Here is a 19678-nt window from a genome sequence, read left to right as displayed (position 1 = left end):
CTCGACTAACATCGGAAACGCCGTTGCGTGTGAGAGACGACTACGGGGGACAGCGTTCGTCGGCGGTTTTATTCTGTCCCCTGTCGGAGTAGGGGACATGGCGTCCCGGCCCGTGTTCGTGCAAGCGCGCGTCGCCGTGCTGTTGACGACAGCCGTCGCGTTGTTATCTTTTACCACGGGTGTTCTCAACATCGGGGCGACGACCGTCTCCGGTCCGCTGTCGCCGTACATCCCGGCGTCCGTGGAGCGAGCCGCCGGGTTCACGGGCGCGCTCACCGGCTTTCTCGTACTGGGGAGTACGCTCGGCCTCCGCCGTGGGCTTCGCCTCGCGTGGTACTCCACGCTGTTGCTGATGCCCGTCACGGCGGTACAGGGGCTGGCACAGTCGAACGTCATCTCGTACCCGCTCGTCGTGCTGTCGCTGCTGTCGATACCGACCCTCCTCGTCAACTTCCGGCGGTTCGACCGGCGCGTCGACCTGTCGACGACGCAGTTGGCGGCACTGGCGGCACTCGTCGGGACGATGCTGTACGGGACGGCCGGGGCGTACACGCTCCGCGAGGAGTTCGACGGGGTCGTCACGCTGACTGACGCGTTCTACTACACCATCGTCACCGCAAGTACCGTCGGCTACGGCGACGTGACGGCCACGTCACAAGGGGCGCGACTGTTCTCGATGTCCGTGGTCGTCCTCGGGACTGCGAGTTTCGCGCTGGCACTCGGGTCGCTCCTCGGCCCCGCCATCGAGGCCCGCCTCGCGACTGCACTCGGAACCATGACCGACAAACAACTGGAACTGCTCGAGGACCACGTTCTCGTCCTCGGCTACGGCGACCTGACCGAACCGATAGTCGACGAACTCGAATCGGTAGCCGAGTTCGTCGTCGTCACACCGGACACGGAGACGGCGGCACGCCTCCGAAACCGCGACATCCACATCCTCACCGCGGACCCGAGCGACGAGGAACCGCTCGAACGCGCCGGTATCCGGGACGCCCGTGCCGTCGTCGTGGCGACCAACAACGACGCCAACGACGCCCTCGCCATCCTCACCGCGAAGGCACTCAATGCCGACGTGCGCGTCGTCGCGGCCGCCACCGACCGCGAGAACGTCGAGAAACTCCGCCGTGCGGGCGCGGACACTGTCATCAGCCCCGCGGTCATCGGCGGGCACCTCATCGTCGAGTCGGCACTCGGCGACGACAACGCCGAGTCGCTCGCCGAGGCACTGTTGGACGAACCGCCCGCAGAAACCGACTAACTGAAGTTCCGGTCCACGATGGCGACGTCGCAGTCGAGGTCCGCCAGTCGCTCGAAGGTCGGCGGCGAGATGAACCGCGAGGCGGCACTCCGGTCCATGCTCGCGCCGATGATGACGAGGTCGTACTGTCTCGCGTGGTCGGCGAGGAACTGCTCGATACTCGACCGGGCGACGCGCGTCTCGATGGCTCCCGCGAAGGGTTCGACGAGGTCGGCGAGCATCGACTCCGCCCGACGGCGGCTCTCCTCCTCGCCGATACAACTCGCGACGCCGACCTGGCCGGTGCCCCGGGCCAACCGGAGCGCGAAATCGACCATCGCGTGTGCCACGTCACCGGCCCGCCTGACGGGAACGAGTACGTGACGCCACTCCGTCCGCTCGTCCTGAGACCGGTGGACGAGTACGTCGGTGTTACCCCGAAATAGCGACCGGATGAACGGCGAGAGGCTCCCGTGTCGCTGTTCGTACGGTGTGGCCACGAGGTCACAGTTCGTCTCGGCGGCCGCGTCGAGTACCGTGGTCGCCGGGGTTCCGCCACCGACAGCGACGACGACTTCGCAGGGGACGCCGACTTCTGTCTCGATGCGGTCGGCCCGTTGTTCGAGTCGCTTGGCCGCTGTCGCGACTGTCTCGGCCGCTTCCCGCGTCGCCTCCCCGTCACCATCGTCGTCGAGGAACTGCCGTTCCGCCTCGGCGACCGACTTCTCGTCGACGATGTCGAGGAGTACCACCTTGCCAGCGTCGTGGCTGGCCGCGAGGCGCGCGCCGAGCATCGCCGTCCGACCGGCTGTCTCGGTCCGCATCGGAATCAACACGTGGTCGTCGCCCTTCGTCGACTGGTAGAGGTACTCGGCTCGCTGCTCGTAGAACTCGCGTCGCCAGAGGACGAAGACGGCGGCGACCAGCGAACTCGACAGAAGGACGCTGAGAACGTACGTACTCTGCGTCGTCTGAGTGAAATCGACGACGTAGACGAGCAGAGCGGCCGAAAACGCCGACGGCTCCTCCACGTCGAGGAGCCACGTCACGCCGCCGGTCAGGAGGACACCGAGTGCGACCGCGCCCGGTGAGACGCTGACCGCCTCCGGTGTCGTCTGGTACCAGAGCCGACTGACCAGTTCCAGCGACACCCAGCCACAGGCCGCACCGCCGGTCAATCCGCCGACGAAGCGGCGGGGCGAGGCGTACCGACTCTCGGGCTGTGAGAACAGCGTGTACGTCCCGGAGGCGAGCGGCGGGAACAGGAGGAACGGGAGTTCCGTCACCGCGTTCGAGAGTGCGGTCACTACACCCATCAGCAGCGGGAGCAAGAGCAACACGGAGATGTGGACGAGGTTCCGGGTGTTTTCGAGCCAGCGTCGAAAATCCTGTACCTCCCGTCGCTCCAACCGCCGGAGACGCGTCGTCACGGCGCGCAGACGCTCCCGGACCTGTTCGAGCATGGTAGTCAATACGCTGGCTGACACAAAGCGGTTGTGACCTTACAACCGCGTCGCCGCGTCGAGACTGAGCCGAATCGCCCGCTCGACGTTGTTCTTTGCCTTCGAAGGTAACTCTCCGTCGTCCGTTTCGCCCTTCTGCGTTCCCTCCACCAAGTTGCCGTCGACCGTACAGATGGCTCCAGCACGCATCCCGCGGCGGCGAGCGAGCGAGAATATCGCGGCGGCTTCCATCTCGACTGCCAGCAGCCCGGCGGCTTCCCAGTCCGCGACGTACTCCTCTGTCTCCGCGTAGAACGCGTCGTCCGTGACTATCGGCCCGACGTGCACGTCCTCGTCGTTCCGCTCTGCCGCATCGACCAGTTCCGAGAGCACCGCGTAGTCCGGCACGGCTGGTACCGTCTCACTCTCGTATCGCTTCGTCGTCCCCTCGTCTTTGCCCGCGCCCGTCGCTACGACCATGTCTCCGATTTCGATGCCCGACTGCAACGCGCCGGTCGTCCCCACCCGGATGACGGTTTCGACGCCGACGGCGTCGAGTTCCTCGATGGCGACTGCGGCGGACGGCGACCCGATACCGGTCGAGCAAATCGTCAGGTCGCGCCCCTCGTACGTCGCGTTGACGAGTCTGTACTCCCGGTTCTGTGCGACGACGGTCGACTCGTCACAGTGGTTGGCGATGCGGTCGACTCTGTCGGGGTCGCCCGGGACGAGCGCGATGTCGTGGAGGTCGCCCGATTCGACGAGGAGGTGTGGCTGTTTCGCCATACCGTCGTTTGGGCGACCGGCTACAAAACGGCTGTCAGTCGCGATAGCGACGCGGCTATGCTACGGCGTCGTCGTCGCCCCCGAGGAGCGACTCGACGTAGGGAATGCCGTCGTGTGTATCGAGGAACTGCTTCAGCCGGTAGAGGCCGCGAGCCGGGAATCCGATGAGGAAGAACACGAATGCGGTCAGGAACAGACGAGTTACCGGTATCGGGAGCAACTGCTGGGGCGTCACCGATTCGGCCATCAACAACCCGAACACGAAGATACCGGCATAAATCGAGTGCCGACCGAGGCTCCCGACGAACGACCACCGGGCACTCTCCGACTCCGCCGCATCGAGTTCTGTTCCGGGTGCGGGACCGCTTTCGGGGACCGACTGCTCCGGTGGCGACGCTGGTACTGGCTCGGGCGTCATCTGCCACCACACGCGGCCGACACCCACGTCCTTCGATTCGAGTTCACCACGCTCGACGAGACTCTCCAGCCGATTGAGCGTCGCTCGCTTTCCGATAGGGAGTTCGTCGGCTACCTCAGACGTCGTCAGTACGGGGTCGTCTGTCGTCTCGAACACCGCGACGATGTTCTCGTCGCGGGCCTTCTGGGCTGGTGCCTGTGGGTAGTCGTCCGACCCCGCTCCTGAAGGCATACACCTGCATATTTCGTGTGTCCGCATTAAGTTTGGGGAGTATAATCACGCAAGATAGCCACTTCGTATGCGCGAAATAAGCTTCACGGCAGGCAAGGTTTATGTTCTTGGCTCTCTCAACGGGAAGTAGGAGCGTGGGACTGCGGGGATGCTCGTCCCTGCTCTCTGTCCACGTATCCGAAACCCCGACCCGACCCCCGTCCAACACCACCGGGCCGCGGTTCCCCCTCATCCCGACGTTTCTCCTTTCCGAACGCACTCAAAGGCCTCCTACAGCAGTGAACAACAGGAGGTTGTGGGCTCCGGGGCCGAGACCCACCGCCGCAACGACTCCGAGGAGCGCGTTCGCCTGTGTCGGTTCCGCTTCGGCGAAGTCCGTGAACAGGACGAGGACGCCGGTACCGATACCCAGTTTGACGAGGACGAACAGCCACCCGCTCCCGATGACCGGTTCCGTTGGAAGCGCGCCAGCGAACTCCATTATCGCCCGCGGCAGCGGGCTTCGCTCCCCGACGCCGAACAGGTCGACGCCGATGGCAGTGGAGACGCCGTCGAGCGCGTGTCCGAACACGACGACCGGCCCCACGGCTCCAACCCGTTCCGGGACGGACTCGTAGACGCGTCCGAGGAGCCAGTAGGCACCCGCGGCGAGGGCGAGACTCGCGACGAGGCCGGCGACTGGATACACCACACTGACCGTTCCGCGACTGACTCCGACTCGGAGTACCGTGGCTACCGCAACCACCCCGGTGACGACACCGACCGACCCGATACCGACCGCGACCCGCTCTCCGTCTGCTGCCGCGAACGCTGCCCAGACGCCGCCTGCGACGAGGAACGTCGTCACGTACACCGCTGGCGCGGCGAACAGCGGCACGAGTTGGGGCGGCGCGGCGTCGAGTTGGACGAGCGCGTGGAGTGCCGCTCCGACGACCATCCACGGTGCGAAGCCGACGACGACGCGGTCGGTGACGCGGGGGCGGAGCACGGCGAGGGCTCCACCGACGGCGACGCTTCCAACGAGGAGCACGACCAGATACGGCACCGGCGGGACGACGAGGCCGCTGGGCAGTATCCCTGCGACGACGTTGAACATATCTGAGAGGGCGTGTCCCCTACCGAAAGGGTTCCGGTCCACACACCGGCTTTTTGTCCTCACTCCGACTATCGGAGGCATGGACGTTCCGGCGCGTATCGACCACACGGTTCTCGGTCCGACGACGACTGACGAGGCGGTTCTCTCCTGTCTCGACGAGGCTATCGAACACGGAATGAACGCGTGCGTTCCGCCCTGTCACGTCGACTTGGCGACGAACTACGCGCCGGACACCACCGTGGCAACCGTCGTGGGGTTCCCACACGGCCAACACGAGACCGGAGTCAAAGTCGCGGAAGCCGAACAGGCCCGCACGGACGGTGCCGACGAACTCGACGTCGTTGCGAACGCCGGCCTGCTGAAAGCCGGTGCCGACGACGCGTATCGCCGCGACATCGCGGAGACGGTCGCCGCCGTCTCCGCGCCGGTGAAAGTCATCGTCGAGGCACCGCTGTTGACCGACGCGGAACTGGACCGTGCCTGTGAACTGGCGGCCGACGCCGACGCCGACATACTCAAGACGGCCACCGGGTTCGCGGACGGCGGCGCGACGGTGTCGGCCGTCGAGCGGATGGCGGCGCACCGCCCGGTCAAAGCCAGCGGCGGTATCGGGTCGTGGGAGCGGGCCGAAGCGATGTTCGACGCCGGGGCCGAGCGAATCGGGGCGAGCAGTGGGGCGACAATCGCTCGGGAGTGGCGCGAGGCGACAGACGGCGTGTAGCCCGGCGACTCTCAGCCAATCGGCTCGAAAACCGGTGTTTCAGCGGTTTCATCGCGGGCATCTTCCGCCGTGCCGTTCACCGTGAGCGTGTACGACCCCGTGGCGTTCGCGAACCCGTACACGCCGACGTAGTAAGTCGCGTTCGTCCGGGGGACGTAGGTAATCGACTCGTTGTCGGCGATGCCGTCGCTCACCGCGAGCGGCACCACGCGGTCCGGGTCGACGAGTACCATGTCCAAATCTCCGACGCTACTCTCGAACTCGATACGGGCCGAGAGCTGCTGTCCGGCGGTGACGTTCACGGCGTACACGTCGACGTCGCCCTCGGTGATAGTGAGGCCCCCGTACGTCCCGTCACCGACTGCCGTCGCGTTCGCGAAACCGTCGTTGGGCTCCGTATCGAGGGGGCTGTCGCCGGTCCCGTTGTTCGGGGTCGATACTTGTGCCTGTACGGGGCCCGCGCCCACGGCGAGCGCGAGCGCGACGAGTACCACGAGCAATGTTCGTCCTGTCATGTGTGATGAAGCCCGGTGGGGGTCCGGGAGCAGCAACGCGGTTGTGGCGTTACCCCCGACAGGATTAGTTATACACTACCATGACAGCATGTGCCCGACGTTACCCGGAGCAACCCCAACCTATCCGACCGACGTGGTACGTACCCCGCTACTGACGGGTGATTCGTCGCCCTTTTGCCCGCCCGGACGAAAGGTATCGGTGATGGCCCGCTACCACATCGAGACGTACGGGTGTACCTCCAACAGAGGTGAGACCCAGCAGATAGAGCGGGCACTCAGAGACGGCGGCCACCACCCCGCCGACGGCCCCGAGGAGGCCGACGTTGCCATCCTCAACACCTGTACGGTCTTGGAGAAGACGGAGCGCAACATGCTCCGCCGGGCCGCGGAACTCGACGCCGAGACGCCAGGTGACCTCGTCGTGACTGGCTGTATGGCACTGGCACAGGGTGATATGTTCCGGGACGCCGACGACGTAGACGCCGAAGTCCTCCACTGGGACGATGTCCCGGAACACGTTCTGAATGGCGAGTGTCCGACCGTGACCCCCGACACCGAACCGGTCCTGAACGGCGTCGTCGGCATCCTCCCCATCGCCCGTGGCTGTATGAGCGACTGCTCGTACTGCATCACGAAGCAGGCAACCGGGCGTATCGACAGCCCATCTGTCGAGGAAAACGTCGAGAAAGCGCGCTCGCTCGTCCACGCGGGCGCGAAGGAGATACGTATCACTGGACAGGACACCGGCGTCTACGGCTGGGACCGCAATCACGGCGAGAGTCTCCTCCCGGAACTGCTCGACCGCATCTGTGCCCTCGAAGGAGAGTTCCGCGTCCGGGTCGGGATGGCGAACCCGAAGGGCGTCCACGGTGTCCGCGAGGAGTTGGCACGCGTGTTCGCCGAGAACGAGAAACTGTACAACTTCCTGCACGCGCCGGTCCAGTCGGGGAGCGACGACGTACTCGCGGATATGCGCCGCCAACACTCCGTCGCGGAGTACGTCGAGGTAGTCGAGACGTTCGACGAGTACCTGGACTACTGGACGCTCTCGACGGACTTTATCGCCGGGTTCCCCACCGAAGAACCCGAAGACCACGCACAGAGCCTCGCACTCCTGGGCGAGACGCGGCCCGAGAAAATAAACGTCACGCGGTTCTCCAAACGGCCCGGTACGGACGCCGACGACATGAAGGGCCTGGGCGGGCAGACGAAGAAGGACCGCTCGAAGGAAATGACCGAACTGAAGATGGACGTGGTGGCCGACGCCTACGAGTCGATGGTCGGCACCGAACAGTCGGTCCTGCTCACGGAGGACGGGCGCGAGGAGTCGCTGGTCGGCTACGACGAGGCCTACCGGCAGGTGGTCGTCGCGGACGGCGAGACACGCGGACTCTCGGTGGGTGACACGGTCGATGTCGAAATCACGAGCCACAACACCGTCTACGCGTTCGGCGAACCGCTGTAGACGCCCGCCGCTCAGTCGCGTTCCGACCCGCCGCCGTCGGCCCCCCACCGACCCCCGACGAGGCGGTCCACGTCCGTGTCCTCTTTCCACTCCCCGGCCTCTTTCGGGTCGACGTGGACGAACACGTCGTCGACCTCCGCGAGGTCTTGGACCCGGCTGATGATTTCGGTCTCGATGTTGTGTGCCTCCATGAGCGTCCGGTCGCCCTCCACTTCGATGTGCATCGAAACGTCGATTTCCGGGCCGACGTAGTGGGCGATGACGTCGTGGACGCCCTCGACGTCGGGATGGGCGAGCACCCTGCGGACGATTTCGGCGCGGAGGTCTTCGGGTGGGGCGGCCCCGACGAGGTAGTCCACGTTGTCCCGAACCACCTCGATACCGGTGTAGAAGATACCGATACCGACGAGGAGCGCGGCCGCCGGGTCCAACAACGGGAACCCAGCTGACGCACCGAGGACCCCCACGAGTGCGGCGACGGCGGTGAGGATGTCGTTGCGGTTGTCGACGGCCGTGGCCACGACGGCGGGCGAGCGGTGTTCCCGACCGACCGCCAGACAGTAGCGATACAGGAGGAACTTCGCGCCCGCCGCTACCGCGAGGACCGCTATCGCTGCCGGGTTCCGGGTGACTGTCACGTCGCCGCTCAGGAGCGTCGACCCGGCCTGCCAGAGGACGACGCCACCGGCCGCGAAGATGCCCATGGCGACGAACAACCCGACGAACGGCTCGATACGCTCGTGGCCGTGAGGGTGCTCGAAATCCGGTGGCTGTGTCGTCAGGTAGAGGCCGGCGACGATGACGACGCTGTAGGCGGTGTCCGCGAGGCTGTTGACCGCCTCGGACCCGACGGCGAGGCTCCCGGTGAGGTACCACACCGCTCCCTTGGCGAGGACGAGAGCACCGTTGACGGCGAGGACGAGAAGTCCGACCCGCCGGAGCGCGGACGCCCGTGCCATTACCCGCTCTTTCGTGACCGGGGATAAAAAGTCGCCCCACCGCGGTCGGTCACTCGACGCGCACGGCACGGCCTTCGCCGGGAACCGTCGTCCCGGACTGGGCGGCGAAGGCCTCGTGGAGGCGGTCGTAGGTGTCCTCGACGGCTTCGACGATGACCGACGTGTCGGAGATGACCGGCATGAAGTTGGTGTCGCCCTCCCAGCGCGGCACGACGTGCGTGTGGAGGTGGTCGTCGATGGACCCGCCGGCCGCGTCACCGCCGAGGTTACACCCGGTGTTGAACCCGTTCGGATGCATGGCGTCGTCGAGTGCGTCGAGGGTCCGCTGTTTCAGGCGCGCGTGGTCGAGGAGTTCCTCGTCGCTCAGGTCGCCGTACTCCCCGGTATGCTGTTCGGGGATGACCATCGCGTGCCCGGGGTTGTACGGGTAGTTGTTCAGGAGGACGAACGCGTGGTCGCTCCGCGCGACGACGTTGTTCTCGGCCTCGTCCTCGTCGTCGGCGAACGCACAGAACACACAGCCCTCCACGTCGGCGTTCTTGTCCGACCGCTCTATCCAGTCGATGCGCCACGGGGCGAACACCTGCTCCATACCAGCACTGTGCCCACCCACCGCCATATCACCGACGAAGCGGGTCCCGTGTCCGAGTGGGGTGTACAGGCTACTTATAAAAACTCCGGCCGTTTGTCCAAACTCGACCGAATAAACTGCTCAGGATTGTTTATAAACAGTCTAGGCGATTCTGAGGGCGTGGGCGGTAGAATTCGAGTCACGTCTGTCGAAAAACGGTCTAAACGATGTGGAACGGAATGGGGTTTTTATGCGGAACACTCGCCCAGTTCGAGGTGTAATGTCAGCCATCGACGGTTCCCCAGAGGGGATGACGGAGGACTGTGCGGAGTGTGGACGAGAGACGCCTCACGACGTTTCCGTGCAGATACTGACGGAGAGTTCCATCGCGAAGAACGCGGAGTTCTCGCGCGAGCCCTACCGGGTCAGCGAATGCCGCGTCTGCGGCGTCCAGACTGAGACCCGGATGAACAACCAGTAACGGGACTCCCTGTCACTTCCCCGCCCTCGACATCCCCCGTTTCGACTGCCGACCGGCGTTTTTAGAGTTGTGAACGAGTGGCCCGTCAGAGGCGAGTCGTGACCTCACACCCGTCCTCGGTGACGATGACGGTGTGTTCTTTCTGACTGACGAGGCAGCCCTCCGACTCCTTGAGGACGGGGTAGCCGTGGAGGATGTCCTGTCGCTTCAGGCGGCGCAGTGCCATCTCGGCACGGTTCACGTCCAGCCACCGGGTGGCGAACGGGAGCGTGCGGAACTCCTCGGTTATCTGCTCGAGTGCCTGCCGAGCCGCACGGTTACGGACCGACCCCTCGCTCTCCAGTGCGAATATCTCCTCGTCGCTCCCCTCGCTGACCTTGCCGCCGCCGTCGGTGGCGAACGGTTCGATGGCGACGACATCGCCGACTTCGAGTTCGGTACTCTGTTCGACGGCGCGGTTGGGGATGTTCGGCGGAGTGTGCTGTTGCCAGTGGCCGAGTCCGTGGCCGGTGAGGTTGACGACCGGATTGTATCCGTAGCCATCGACGACATCCTCGATTATCGCGCCGAGTTCGCCCGTCGCCACGCCCGGCTCGACCGCATCGAGGGCGGCGTCGAGTGCCTCCTCGGACGCTTCGGCCAGTTCCGGGTTCCCGGATAGGTCGACGGTGACGGCTGTGTCGGCCAGCCACCCGTCGACGTGGACGCCGATGTCGAGGTTGACCATGTCCTCGCCGAACGTCGTCGTGTCGTCGACGCTCGGTGTCGCGTGGGCCGCCTCCTCGTCGATGCTGATGTTGACCGGGAACGCCGGTTGCCCACCGAGTTCACGGATGCGTTCTTCGGCCCACTCGGCGATTTCGAGGTGGCTCGCCCCGACCTCGACGCGCTCTGCGGCCTCGTTGCGCACCTCGGCGAGGATTTCGCCTGCTTCTCGGTGTTTCTCGTACTGCTCGGCGTCGAGGTCCACGTCGCTCATGCCCGCCAGTTCGGCCAAGGGCGGCAAAGGAGTTGTGTTCGGCCGGGGACAGCATCCGCACCCCGCCGAGACATCGCGCGGAAAGTAACGATTACTCGCCGCACAACAGTTGCCACGACCCGACCGCCGACACTCGATGTGGCCCCAGTCAGACGCCCTCCTTCTGTCGATAACCGAGTCCTACCGCCGACAACAGTCGGCGACGGGGTGCAACGGTCTGTGGCGTTTATGGCTCGACTCGGGGAACCGCCGAACCGGATGAGACGACAGCAACTCACGGCAGTACTACTGACACTCGGACTCGTCGCCGCGCCAGTCGCGGCCGGCGTCGGGACGACGGGCACTGGCACAGCGACAGCCGACACGACCGTCGAACTTCGGGACGTGGCGGTACAGCAACTGCAAGTCGCGGATGCGACGATTGCGAACGCCACCATCGAACGGCTGACCGTCGAGACAGTCGACGCCGAAAACACCACGCTCGACGGCGGGACGTACGCGAACGTCACGGTCGAACAGCTCTCTCTCCCGGACGTGACGCCAGCGGACCTCGGCGTCGAGACGACCGGACAGGAGACGCCGGCGGACAACGGTACCGGGAACGACACCGTCGGAAATGAGACGGACGGGACCGACGTGACCGCTGACGCGGCCCAGCAGACGCCCGCCGCGGAAGCGACCATCCAATCGCTCGCGATACAGAACCTCTCGGTGGAGACGCTCCGTGTCTCGTCGCTCTCGTTCCAGTCGCCCGGCGAGTCGGAGATGTCGGATACCGTGACGGACGCCGGAAACGAGACGGGAATGGCGGACAACCAGACTGAGGCCGGCACCGAGTCGGAGATGTCGGACAACGAGACGGGAATGGCGGACAACGGAACTGAAGCACCGAACGGCACCACGGCAGGGAGCAGTCTCGACGCGACGACGGCACAGGAGGGACAGCGTGTCGAAGTCACCCAGATGTCCGTCGAGCAGTTGACCGTCGAGGAGATGGTCGTGACACTGCCCGAGGGGACGACGACCCGACCCGGCGGAGCCGACAACGGAACCGACGCACCAGAGACAGATTCGGACGGTGCGACCGAAACGACGACTTCGGACGACGAGACGGCGTCCCGGAACGGAACCGACGCAGAGAACGCGACGAACGGCTCGCAGGCAGGCCAACTCGCTCGGGGACAGGTCGGAAATCAGACTGACGGGGACCAGACCGACGACGACAACGCAACCGACGACGGGAACGCGACGGACGAGCAGACGCCGGTTCCACCGGCGGACGACACCGAGTCGGCACAGGAGACCACAGTCGTCGAGAACGTGACCGCCGAACGTGCTAGCGCGACACGCGCCGAGGCGCGACTGGGGCCGAACTACCGACCGCTAATCGTCACGGCCTTCGACGCGCCCGAGACAGTCGACGCACCGACACGGTATTCGGTCGAACTGACCGTCGTGAACACCGAGGACGGGCGCAGTGCCGACTACGTCACGTACGGTGCAGGGTTCCAGTCCCCGGACCGAGAACTCCTCGTCTTCGAGCCACTCGAAACCCGGACGGTAACGTTCAACTGGACGACGGCGGGACTGGCGTCCGGCAGCATAACCCAGACTGGCGGGACGAACGACATGTCGATTGTCCGGAGTTTGACCGTCGGCGGCACTGACCAGACGACTGACGCACCGAACGAGGCACAGGACACCGAGACGGAGACCGAGACAGAAACCGACACGGACGCGGAGTCGGAAACAGCGACACCCTGACGGCCCGAGACGGCGGTGATGCGGCCACTGCCTTTCGGTTCTGACTGGGCTTCGAACGGCCGACGCCGCTCCTGTCGCGAATAATCTTCCCGAACGTTGTCGATAGTTTCTGCGGAAGCGGTAGGCCTTTTAGCCCGACGTGTGATGTTCAGACATATGCCCTACGAGAAGGTCGATGTGCCAGCGGACGGGGAGACAATCGAGGTGGTAGACGCGTCGGCGGACGAACTCGACGTTCCGAACGACCCTATTATACCGATTATCTACGGGGACGGTATCGGGACGGACGTGGGTCCGGCGGCACAGATGGTGCTGGAAGCCGCAGCGGAGGCAACCGGCCGCGACATCAACTGGATGCGCGTCTACGCCGGCGAGACGGCACGCCAGCAGTACGACGAGAACCTCCCCGAGGACACGCTACAGGCGTTCCGCGAGTTCAACGTCGGTATCAAAGGCCCGCTCACGACGCCCGTCGGTGCGGGCTTTCGCTCGCTGAACGTCGCACTCCGGAAGAAACTCGACCTCTACACGAACGTTCGCCCGACGTACCACATCGAGGGCGTCCCGTCACCGGTCACGCGCCCGGACCAGATGGACATGGTCACGTTCCGCGAGAACACCGAGGACGTGTTGGACATGGTCACGTTCCGCGAGAACACCGAGGACGTGTACGCCGGCATCGAGTGGGAGGCCGGCACCGAGGAAGTGGAGCAAGTCCGTGCGTTCGTCGAGGACGAGATGGGCTTCGACGAGACGATTCACGACGGTGCGGTCGGCATCGGCGTCAAACCCATCACCGAGTTCGGGACGAAACGACTCGTCCGCAAGGCCATCGACCACGCCCTCGAAAACGACCGCGACTCGGTCACCTTGGTCCACAAGGGCAACATCATGAAGTTCACCGAGGGCGCGTTCCGCGACTGGGGGTACGAAGTCGCGGAAGAAGAGTACGGCAGCGAGGTTATCACCGAGGACACGCTCTGGGAAGAGCGGGACGGCGAGGCACCCGACGACGCCGTCGTCGTCAACGACCGCATCGCCGACAACATGCTCCAGCAGATTCTCACTCGGACCGAGAACTACGACGTGCTGGCGATGCCCAATCTCAACGGGGACTACCTCTCGGACGCCTGTGGTGCCCAAATCGGCGGCCTCGGCATCGCACCCGGCGCGAACTTCGGCGACGGCCGGTGTCTCGCCGAACCCGTCCACGGGTCGGCCCCGAAGTACGCCGGACAGGACAAGGTCAACCCCACCGCGATGATTCTCTCGGGCAAGATAATGCTCGAGTACATGGGCTGGAAGGACGCCGGCCAACTCATCCGCGACGCCGTCGAGGAGGCCATCAAGGCGAAGAAGGTCACCTACGACATCGAACGCCAGATTCAGGGCGGCGAGAAACTCGCCACCAGCGAGTACGCCCGAGTCGTCGCCGACAACATCCGCGATTTGGCTTAATCCGCGCGTTCCACCCACTCCGGTGCCGTCACGTCGGTCTCACCGACGGCGACGAACCGCGTCTGCCGGACGACTCGGACGCTCGTATTCATCCCGACGACAGTCCCCTCGTAGGTGTACCTGTACTCACTGACGTGGCCTGCCTCCGTCACGCGGACGACGACCGACGCGTTCCGCGGTCGCTCGACGAAGGACGCGTGTGGCACCGCCGCTGGATTCTTGACCCGTGTCGAGCGCAACACCGTGCCACCCTCGTCGGTCCCCGTCGTCACCTCGAACGCCGTCAACTCGAACACGGCCGAGAAGCGCGCGAGCGTGGCGCGTTCGGAGGGCGTCACCAGCGGGCCGGTGGCGTTCGGTGCCACGTGGTAGGACGTTTCCTCGGTGGCCCACGTCCGAGCGACGGCGAGGGTCCCGTTGTACCAGTAGGCGACACGCGGCGCGACGGTGGCCGTCCGCGCCGCGTTGACTTTCCGTTCGCGCTGGAGGGAGTACGCCGTGCCACCTCGTGCGACTTCACGTCTGTTCCTGTCGACGCGGAGGGTTCGGTTCCCGGCCGCGATGTACTCGCGTGTCACGACGGTGTAGTTGGTCGCCGCGAGAACGGTCGCGTGGCGGGTGGCGAGCGTCGAGGAGCCAGCCGCCCCTCCCGCTGGTACAGCCCGCTCGTCGGTGGGGACGGGTGCCGGTGTAACCGTCGGCGTCCCCCCGCCACTCTCGATGGCGTTACAGCCAGCGAGGACGAGACAGCAGGCCAGCGCGACGACACCGAGGGAACGAAGCACCATCCTCACGGAGTACGGTATCGAGTCACCTAACAGTTCGGCGGGCCGCCGCGACCCACGCTGGCGGACGGACACGCGTCGTGCCGACGTCGGTGACCCGTGTCTCGCGGACGACCCGTGCGGTTCGCTCGGTGCCCGCGAGCGTCCCGGTGTAGGTCACGCGGTACCGGCGGACGATACCACGTTCGTCGACGACTGCCCGGAGCGTCCCGTTCCGGGGCGCGACGATGTACACTGTCCCCGGTATCTGCTCGGGTGCGGTCAGCGTGTCGCGCCGCACGACGTACTCGCCGCTCGCCCGCCGTGTCGGAGCGGTCCCCTCGACGGCGAACGCGGCGAACAGTCCGGCGACCGTTCGGTGTTCCGTCGGGTCGGATAATGGACCCGACCCACCACTCTCGAACCGGGCGTACGCCGGTGTCGTCCCGTTGCTGTACCTGATGAACTCGACCGTTCCGTTGTACCAGTACCCGGTGGCACCGGCGTAGTTCGACGGTGAGAACTCGACTGTCCGCTCGCGGCGGTCGATAGCGTACGCGCGTGCTCCCTGCGCGACTTCGCGGCGGCGGGTCGTGACTCGTCGGACGCGGCCGTCGATGACGACCCGTTCCTCTATCTCCATCGTGTAGTTGGTCGCCAGGAGCGCGGCGCGGTGCGCGTCGGCGAGTCTGTCCACGTCGAGGCCGTCGCCGGAGACACCGGCGGGCGTGGTGTCCGGCACCGGTGCGGGCGTCACGTTCGGCGTCGGCTCGCCACCTCCGATGGCGTTACAGCCAGCGAGGACGAGACAGCAGGCCAGCACCGCGGCGAGCGTCAGCCGACGCCGAGAACCCATTGCCTCCGGTACGTGACGGAGCTACCTAACCGTTCGGCGCGGCCTCGCCCCAGTCGGGGTTCGGCCGTGGCGGCGAGAACACGTCGATACCCTGTACTGGCTCGTCGCCGCGGTTCTCGGCGGCGTGTGGCTCCTCGCTCGGAATCGAGAACCCTTCGTTCGGGCCTGCTCGAACTGTCCCGCCGGCCAACTCGAAGACCAGCGTTCCGCTGTAGACGTAGCCGGACTGTTCGTGGTGGTGGCTGTGTTCGGGGACTTCGGCCCCGGGTTCGATGTGGAAGTGCTGGACGCTCGTGCGCTCACCCGCGGCCAACTGCGTCAGGTGGACGCCCGGGACGACCTCGACCGTCTCTCGCTCGGACAGTGCGGCGGTGTCCATACGCACGCGTCGCGTGCGGTCCACCTAAGCGTACCGCGGGTCGCAGGGTTCTTGCCCGAACGGCCCCGACAGCGAGGCATGTACGCCGTGGTCGGTTGTAGCGACTGTCAGGCACTCTGGGTGGTCGAGGGTCGCCCGGAACGGAGCGAGTGCCCCCGCTGTGGGGCGACCCGACAGTACGAGAAGCGAAAGCAATTCGTCACGACCGACGACCCCGACCACGCCCGGGAGGTCCGTGCCGCGATGCTGGCGAAACAGCAGGGCCACGAGGACGCCTTCGCGGAACTGGACTCGTTCGCGGAGATGGATGCGTACCTCGACGACGTGGGTGTCGACGACGAGACGTATCTCGACGCCGCCGGCATCGACACGGACGCCGTCGCCGCGGCCGCCGACCGCGCCGCGAGTGGCCCGAGTGGCGGGGCGAACCGGAAGGAGACGGTGCTGTCGGCACTCGACACGCTCGACTCACCGACCGAGGACGAACTCGTCGACTACGCGACGGAGCGGGGCGTCCCGGCCTCGTACGTTCGGGAGGCCCTGACCCGACTGGTCCGCCGTGGCGAGGTGACCGAGACGGGGGGCACCTACCGCCGGCTATGATGTTCGACGACGACACCGTCGACTGGCCGATGCTCGTCGTTGGTCTGTTCGTCGCCTGCGGCGGCGTCCTCTTTCTCGCCGAACCCGTGGTCGACCCGTTCCAACTCGGGCGTGCGAGCATCCGGCCGATGGCCGCCTCCGTCGTCGCCCTGACCGTCGGGTTCGGCCTCGGTGCCGTCGTCTTCCTCCGCCGTGGGAAACGACTCGTGGGCATCGCACACGGCATCGGTGCCGGCGGGTGGGGGGTCGTCGCGCTCGGGTCGGCCGTCGGGAGCGGTACCGCCCTCCTGTTGGGGTTCGCCGTGTTGCTCGGCGGGTCGGTGTTCCTGGTGACCCAAGCGCGGGACCTGCGCTGACCTCAACGCCCCAGTTCCTCGTGGGCGGAGGCGAGGTTGCTGGACGCGAGCGCGCCCAGTAGGGAGAGCTCACCGGCCAGCGCGCCGACGGCGATGATTTCCGCGAGCGCGTCGGCGTTGGCTCCCGGCGGGTCGCCGCCGCCGCGGACGCCCACCACGTCCAGTGCTTCGGCTTGCGTGGGCAACTTCGTCCCGCCGCCGACGGTGCCGACTTCCAGCGAGGCGAGCGTCACGCTGGCGTAGAGGCCCTCCTCGCGCTCCTCGACGGTGGTGATGGCGTTCGACCCTTCGACGACCTGTGCGATGTCCTGTCCCAGCGCGAGGAACGCGGCGGCGACGACGTTGGCGGCCTGTGCGTTCGCGCCGAGACTGCCCGCCTTCAGACTCCCGACGAGGTTCTTCCGGGTGTTGGCCTCAGCGATGGCCGCCGCGGTGGTCTTCAGACGGTCCTCGACCTGTTCGTGCGGGACGAGCACGTCGGCAGCCACCGTCCGGCCCCGCCCCTCGATAGCGTTGATGGCGGCGGGTTTCTTGTCGGTACAGAGGTTGCCCGAGAGCGCGACCAGCGACGCGGGCGTCTCTGCCTCGACTACCTCACAGGCCGCTTCGGTGGCGATGGTGGCCATGTTCATGCCCATCGCGTCCTTCGTGTCGTAAGCGAACCGCAGGAAGACGCTGTCGCCGACGACGTACGGCGTCACGTCGCGTAACTCCCCGTGGCTGGTCGTCGCCTCCGCCGCCTCGGCGAGGGTGTCGGTGTTCTCTCGGACCCACGCGGCCACGTCACCCGCCTCGGCGACGCCCGGGACGCTGAACACCGGGGCGCGGGTCATCGCCGACTTGAGGACCCGTGCCGTCGCACCGCCGCTCGCCCGGATGGCCGAACAGCCCCGGTTGACGCTGGCGACCAGCGCGCCCTCCGAGGTGGCCAGCGGGAGATAGTACTCGCCGTCGGCGGCCCCGTCGTGCCCGGACTGTTCGGCGGTCCGGTCGCCGGCCGGGCGTGATTCGCTGGTGTTGACCGGAACGGGGCCGACGACGCCCATCGGGACCTGTGCCCCGCCGACCATGTTCTCGATGTTGGGGTCGGCCGTCTCCGCGTCGAAGGCGTAGTCGCCCACTGTCGAGAGGTCGGCGTCCGTTTCGGCTTCGAGCAGTTCGCGCCGGGCGGCGGCGGCCGTCTCGTGGTCGGCGTGGGCTTCCAGTTCGTGGAGACGGAGGTCGCCGTCCCGGACGCGTGCCGCGAGGTCGGACGGGTCTGTCATGTCTTCCCCCTCACGGTGGCGGCCCCTAACAGTTTCTTTCCCGACCGTTCCGGGCCACCGCCGCCGCTCCTGGCTCCGTCGGCTCTCGACGGCGAACTCCGGCAATATATGCCCTTAGTTCCACCAGTACCGCGTATTGAAGGCAAAATCTTTTCAATACTGTAGTTCGTTCGATGAACAACCACAGGTGCGTTAGAGTGCCAGAAATGGAAACAGCGCGGTTCGAGACGGACCTCAGTCTCTTCAAGTACGACAATCTGGAACAGCTACCCCCGGCCTACCGGGACCTCGACGAGGACGAGCGGACCGACCGCATCGAGGCCGCGCTAGACGAACTGGGTGACGACGTCGTCATCCTCGGGCACAACTACCAGCGACGAGAAATCGTCCAGCACGCCGACTTCGTGGGCGACTCCTACCAACTCTCGAAGGAGGCGGCCGCCGCCGACGCCGACTACGTGATATTCGGCGGCGTGACGTTCATGGCCGAATCGGCCGACATCATCACCGACGACGACCAGTCGGTCATCCTGCCGAGCATGGAGGCGTCCTGTCCGATGGCGGGGATGGCCGAAGCCCTCCAAGTCGACGCCGCGTGGGCCGAGATTACCGCCGCGACGGACGACGATATCATCCCCATCACCTACATGAACAGCTACGCCGACCTCAAGGCGTTCTGTGCCGAGCAGGGGGGCCTCGTCTGTACCTCCTCGAACGCTCACAAGGCGTTCGAGTACGCCTTCGAGAAGGGCGACAAGGTTCTGTTCCTCCCCGACAAGCACCTCGGAGAGAACACGGCCCACAGGCTGGATATGGCCGACGAAATCGTCGAATGGGACCCGTGGGACCCCGAAGGCAAAGACCCCGAGGAGGCCGCCGCGAACGACATCATCCTCTGGGACGGCTACTGTCAGGTCCACGAACGGTTCCGCGAGAGCCACATCGAGGACCTGCGCGCGGAGCGACCCGACGCCAACGTCGTCGTCCACCCCGAGTGTCGCCGCGAAGTCGTCGAGGCCGCCGACGTGGTCGGGTCCACCTCGACCATCTGCCAGACCGTCGCGGACGCCGACCCCGGCGAGGCGTGGGCCATCGGGACGGAGATTCACCTCGCCAAGCACCTCGACCGCTGGCATCCCGAGGTGGAGGTCCTCCCCCTCTGCGGCGACGCCTGTATGGACTGCAACGCCATGCGCCAAATCGACCCCAACTACCTGACGTGGGTGCTCGAGGAACTGCTCGAGGGCCGCGAGCGCAACGTCATCGAAGTCGCGCCCGAGGAGAAGGAACTCGCACAGGTCGCCTTGGACCGGATGCTGGAAATATAAC

21 protein-coding genes are annotated in these 19678 nt (G+C 66.1%); 9 read left to right on the top strand and 12 right to left on the bottom strand.

The features are described 5' to 3' along the window. Positions 1-97: 97 nt before the first annotated feature. Positions 98-1261 carry an NAD-binding protein gene (locus tag MUG95_RS04840; RefSeq protein WP_247009945.1) on the top strand — a complete coding sequence of 388 codons (1164 nt, stop codon included), beginning with the start codon at positions 98-100 and terminating at the stop codon, positions 1259-1261. Here MUG95_RS04840 and MUG95_RS04835 read toward each other — a convergent pair. The 4 genes from MUG95_RS04835 to MUG95_RS04820 all read right to left on the bottom strand — a co-directional run bounded on the left by MUG95_RS04835 (position 1258) and on the right by MUG95_RS04820 (position 5213). Then, entirely contained in the window at positions 1258-2703 is a 1446-nt protein-coding gene (locus MUG95_RS04835) for a universal stress protein (RefSeq protein ID WP_247009944.1), read from the bottom strand. The two genes, MUG95_RS04840 and MUG95_RS04835, sit on opposite strands and share 4 nt — an antisense overlap. Before the next feature lie 39 nt (positions 2704-2742). Further along, the gene (locus tag MUG95_RS04830; protein ID WP_247009943.1) at positions 2743-3468 is read right to left on the bottom strand and encodes a guanosine phosphorylase; all 726 of its coding nucleotides are present in this window, start codon (positions 3466-3468) and stop codon (positions 2743-2745) included. Positions 3469-3523: 55 nt separating this feature from the next. Next, a complete protein-coding gene (locus tag MUG95_RS04825; RefSeq protein WP_247009942.1) occupies positions 3524-4117 on the bottom strand; it encodes a hypothetical protein in 594 nt (197 codons plus the stop codon). Positions 4118-4376: 259 nt separating this feature from the next. Beyond that, positions 4377-5213 (bottom strand): DUF63 family protein, encoded by an 837-nt coding sequence (locus tag MUG95_RS04820; RefSeq protein ID WP_247009941.1) that lies wholly within the window; start codon positions 5211-5213, stop codon positions 4377-4379. Between the two features lie 79 nt (positions 5214-5292). Between MUG95_RS04820 and deoC the strand changes: the two genes are divergently transcribed. After that, positions 5293-5934 carry a deoxyribose-phosphate aldolase gene (gene deoC, locus MUG95_RS04815; RefSeq protein ID WP_247009940.1) on the top strand — a complete coding sequence of 214 codons (642 nt, stop codon included), beginning with the start codon at positions 5293-5295 and terminating at the stop codon, positions 5932-5934. 11 nt (positions 5935-5945) lie between these two features. Here the strand turns inward: deoC and MUG95_RS04810 are convergent, their stop codons facing one another. Beyond that, entirely contained in the window at positions 5946-6449 is a 504-nt protein-coding gene (locus tag MUG95_RS04810; RefSeq protein ID WP_247009939.1) for a PPC domain-containing protein, read from the bottom strand. A gap of 202 nt (positions 6450-6651) precedes the next feature. On the opposite strand from MUG95_RS04810, the gene MUG95_RS04805 reads away from it, so the two are divergent. Then, positions 6652-7914 (top strand): tRNA (N(6)-L-threonylcarbamoyladenosine(37)-C(2))-methylthiotransferase, encoded by a 1263-nt coding sequence (locus MUG95_RS04805; protein WP_247009938.1) that lies wholly within the window; start codon positions 6652-6654, stop codon positions 7912-7914. 11 nt (positions 7915-7925) lie between these two features. Here MUG95_RS04805 and MUG95_RS04800 read toward each other — a convergent pair whose 3' ends face one another. Together MUG95_RS04800 and MUG95_RS04795 are read right to left on the bottom strand one after the other, a co-directional pair. Further along, on the bottom strand, positions 7926-8873 hold the full coding sequence (locus tag MUG95_RS04800; protein ID WP_247009937.1) for a cation diffusion facilitator family transporter: 948 nt from the start codon (positions 8871-8873) through the stop codon (positions 7926-7928). Positions 8874-8922: 49 nt separating this feature from the next. Continuing rightward, positions 8923-9465, bottom strand: coding sequence for an HIT family protein (locus MUG95_RS04795; RefSeq protein ID WP_247009936.1), 543 nt, complete (start codon positions 9463-9465; stop codon positions 8923-8925). Between the two features lie 259 nt (positions 9466-9724). Here MUG95_RS04795 and MUG95_RS04790 point away from each other — a divergent pair, with 259 nt between their 5' ends. Beyond that, complete coding sequence (locus MUG95_RS04790; protein ID WP_247009935.1) at positions 9725-9925, top strand: DUF7835 family putative zinc beta-ribbon protein; 201 nt, start codon at positions 9725-9727, stop codon at positions 9923-9925. An 85-nt stretch (positions 9926-10010) separates the two neighbouring features. Here the strand turns inward: MUG95_RS04790 and map are convergent, their stop codons facing one another. Beyond that, a complete protein-coding gene (gene map / locus MUG95_RS04785) occupies positions 10011-10904 on the bottom strand; it encodes a type II methionyl aminopeptidase (protein ID WP_247009934.1) in 894 nt (297 codons plus the stop codon). A 258-nt stretch (positions 10905-11162) separates the two neighbouring features. Between map and MUG95_RS04780 the strand changes: the two genes are divergently transcribed. Further along, positions 11163-12668, top strand: coding sequence for a hypothetical protein (locus MUG95_RS04780; RefSeq protein WP_247009933.1), 1506 nt, complete (start codon positions 11163-11165; stop codon positions 12666-12668). 156 nt (positions 12669-12824) lie between these two features. After that, entirely contained in the window at positions 12825-14126 is a 1302-nt protein-coding gene (locus tag MUG95_RS04775; RefSeq protein ID WP_247009932.1) for an NADP-dependent isocitrate dehydrogenase, read from the top strand. Here MUG95_RS04775 and MUG95_RS04770 read toward each other — a convergent pair. From MUG95_RS04770 to MUG95_RS04760, 3 genes are read right to left on the bottom strand one after another with little or no spacing between them, the layout of a single operon-like run. Next, the gene (locus tag MUG95_RS04770) at positions 14123-14914 is read right to left on the bottom strand and encodes a DUF7537 family lipoprotein (RefSeq protein WP_247009931.1); all 792 of its coding nucleotides are present in this window, start codon (positions 14912-14914) and stop codon (positions 14123-14125) included. The genes MUG95_RS04775 and MUG95_RS04770 overlap by 4 nt on opposite strands. Positions 14915-14936: 22 nt before the next feature. Next, entirely contained in the window at positions 14937-15746 is an 810-nt protein-coding gene (locus MUG95_RS04765; protein ID WP_247009930.1) for a hypothetical protein, read from the bottom strand. Positions 15747-15771: 25 nt separating this feature from the next. Continuing rightward, the gene (locus MUG95_RS04760) at positions 15772-16125 is read right to left on the bottom strand and encodes a cupin domain-containing protein (RefSeq protein ID WP_247009929.1); all 354 of its coding nucleotides are present in this window, start codon (positions 16123-16125) and stop codon (positions 15772-15774) included. Positions 16126-16203: 78 nt separating this feature from the next. Here MUG95_RS04760 and MUG95_RS04755 point away from each other — a divergent pair, with 78 nt between their 5' ends. Both MUG95_RS04755 and MUG95_RS04750 read left to right on the top strand, forming a co-directional pair. Beyond that, positions 16204-16728 carry a DUF5817 domain-containing protein gene (locus MUG95_RS04755; protein WP_247009928.1) on the top strand — a complete coding sequence of 175 codons (525 nt, stop codon included), beginning with the start codon at positions 16204-16206 and terminating at the stop codon, positions 16726-16728. Next, a complete protein-coding gene (locus MUG95_RS04750) occupies positions 16725-17084 on the top strand; it encodes a hypothetical protein (RefSeq protein WP_247009927.1) in 360 nt (119 codons plus the stop codon). Before MUG95_RS04755 ends, MUG95_RS04750 begins: the two co-directional genes overlap by 4 nt. 2 nt (positions 17085-17086) lie before the next feature. Here MUG95_RS04750 and hmgA read toward each other — a convergent pair whose 3' ends face one another. Then, a complete protein-coding gene (hmgA, locus tag MUG95_RS04745) occupies positions 17087-18349 on the bottom strand; it encodes a hydroxymethylglutaryl-CoA reductase (NADPH) (protein WP_247009926.1) in 1263 nt (420 codons plus the stop codon). A gap of 206 nt (positions 18350-18555) precedes the next feature. On the opposite strand from hmgA, the gene nadA reads away from it, so the two are divergent. Next, positions 18556-19677 (top strand): quinolinate synthase NadA, encoded by a 1122-nt coding sequence (nadA, locus tag MUG95_RS04740; RefSeq protein ID WP_247009925.1) that lies wholly within the window; start codon positions 18556-18558, stop codon positions 19675-19677. Position 19678 lies beyond the last annotated feature (1 nt).

The sequence above is a fragment of the Halorientalis litorea genome (genome assembly GCF_023028225.1).
GTDB lineage: Archaea > Halobacteriota > Halobacteria > Halobacteriales > Haloarculaceae > Halorientalis > Halorientalis litorea.
This window is presented reverse-complemented; position numbering and strand designations above follow the sequence as displayed.

What these genes read in the sequence shown, in the direction of transcription:
- MUG95_RS04840 (WP_247009945.1), top strand. Translation starts at nt 98, where the DNA reads ATGGCGTCCCGGCCCGTGTTCGTGCAAGCGCGCGTCGCCGTGCTGTTG.
- MUG95_RS04835 (WP_247009944.1), bottom strand. Translation starts at nt 2,703, where the DNA reads ATGCTCGAACAGGTCCGGGAGCGTCTGCGCGCCGTGACGACGCGTCTC.
- MUG95_RS04830 (WP_247009943.1), bottom strand. Translation starts at nt 3,468, where the DNA reads ATGGCGAAACAGCCACACCTCCTCGTCGAATCGGGCGACCTCCACGAC.
- MUG95_RS04825 (WP_247009942.1), bottom strand. Translation starts at nt 4,117, where the DNA reads ATGCCTTCAGGAGCGGGGTCGGACGACTACCCACAGGCACCAGCCCAG.
- MUG95_RS04820 (WP_247009941.1), bottom strand. Translation starts at nt 5,213, where the DNA reads ATGTTCAACGTCGTCGCAGGGATACTGCCCAGCGGCCTCGTCGTCCCG.
- deoC (WP_247009940.1), top strand. Translation starts at nt 5,293, where the DNA reads ATGGACGTTCCGGCGCGTATCGACCACACGGTTCTCGGTCCGACGACG.
- MUG95_RS04810 (WP_247009939.1), bottom strand. Translation starts at nt 6,449, where the DNA reads ATGACAGGACGAACATTGCTCGTGGTACTCGTCGCGCTCGCGCTCGCC.
- MUG95_RS04805 (WP_247009938.1), top strand. Translation starts at nt 6,652, where the DNA reads ATGGCCCGCTACCACATCGAGACGTACGGGTGTACCTCCAACAGAGGT.
- MUG95_RS04800 (WP_247009937.1), bottom strand. Translation starts at nt 8,873, where the DNA reads ATGGCACGGGCGTCCGCGCTCCGGCGGGTCGGACTTCTCGTCCTCGCC.
- MUG95_RS04795 (WP_247009936.1), bottom strand. Translation starts at nt 9,465, where the DNA reads ATGGAGCAGGTGTTCGCCCCGTGGCGCATCGACTGGATAGAGCGGTCG.
- MUG95_RS04790 (WP_247009935.1), top strand. Translation starts at nt 9,725, where the DNA reads ATGTCAGCCATCGACGGTTCCCCAGAGGGGATGACGGAGGACTGTGCG.
- map (WP_247009934.1), bottom strand. Translation starts at nt 10,904, where the DNA reads ATGAGCGACGTGGACCTCGACGCCGAGCAGTACGAGAAACACCGAGAA.
- MUG95_RS04780 (WP_247009933.1), top strand. Translation starts at nt 11,163, where the DNA reads ATGAGACGACAGCAACTCACGGCAGTACTACTGACACTCGGACTCGTC.
- MUG95_RS04775 (WP_247009932.1), top strand. Translation starts at nt 12,825, where the DNA reads ATGCCCTACGAGAAGGTCGATGTGCCAGCGGACGGGGAGACAATCGAG.
- MUG95_RS04770 (WP_247009931.1), bottom strand. Translation starts at nt 14,914, where the DNA reads ATGGTGCTTCGTTCCCTCGGTGTCGTCGCGCTGGCCTGCTGTCTCGTC.
- MUG95_RS04765 (WP_247009930.1), bottom strand. Translation starts at nt 15,746, where the DNA reads ATGGGTTCTCGGCGTCGGCTGACGCTCGCCGCGGTGCTGGCCTGCTGT.
- MUG95_RS04760 (WP_247009929.1), bottom strand. Translation starts at nt 16,125, where the DNA reads ATGGACACCGCCGCACTGTCCGAGCGAGAGACGGTCGAGGTCGTCCCG.
- MUG95_RS04755 (WP_247009928.1), top strand. Translation starts at nt 16,204, where the DNA reads ATGTACGCCGTGGTCGGTTGTAGCGACTGTCAGGCACTCTGGGTGGTC.
- MUG95_RS04750 (WP_247009927.1), top strand. Translation starts at nt 16,725, where the DNA reads ATGATGTTCGACGACGACACCGTCGACTGGCCGATGCTCGTCGTTGGT.
- hmgA (WP_247009926.1), bottom strand. Translation starts at nt 18,349, where the DNA reads ATGACAGACCCGTCCGACCTCGCGGCACGCGTCCGGGACGGCGACCTC.
- nadA (WP_247009925.1), top strand. Translation starts at nt 18,556, where the DNA reads ATGGAAACAGCGCGGTTCGAGACGGACCTCAGTCTCTTCAAGTACGAC.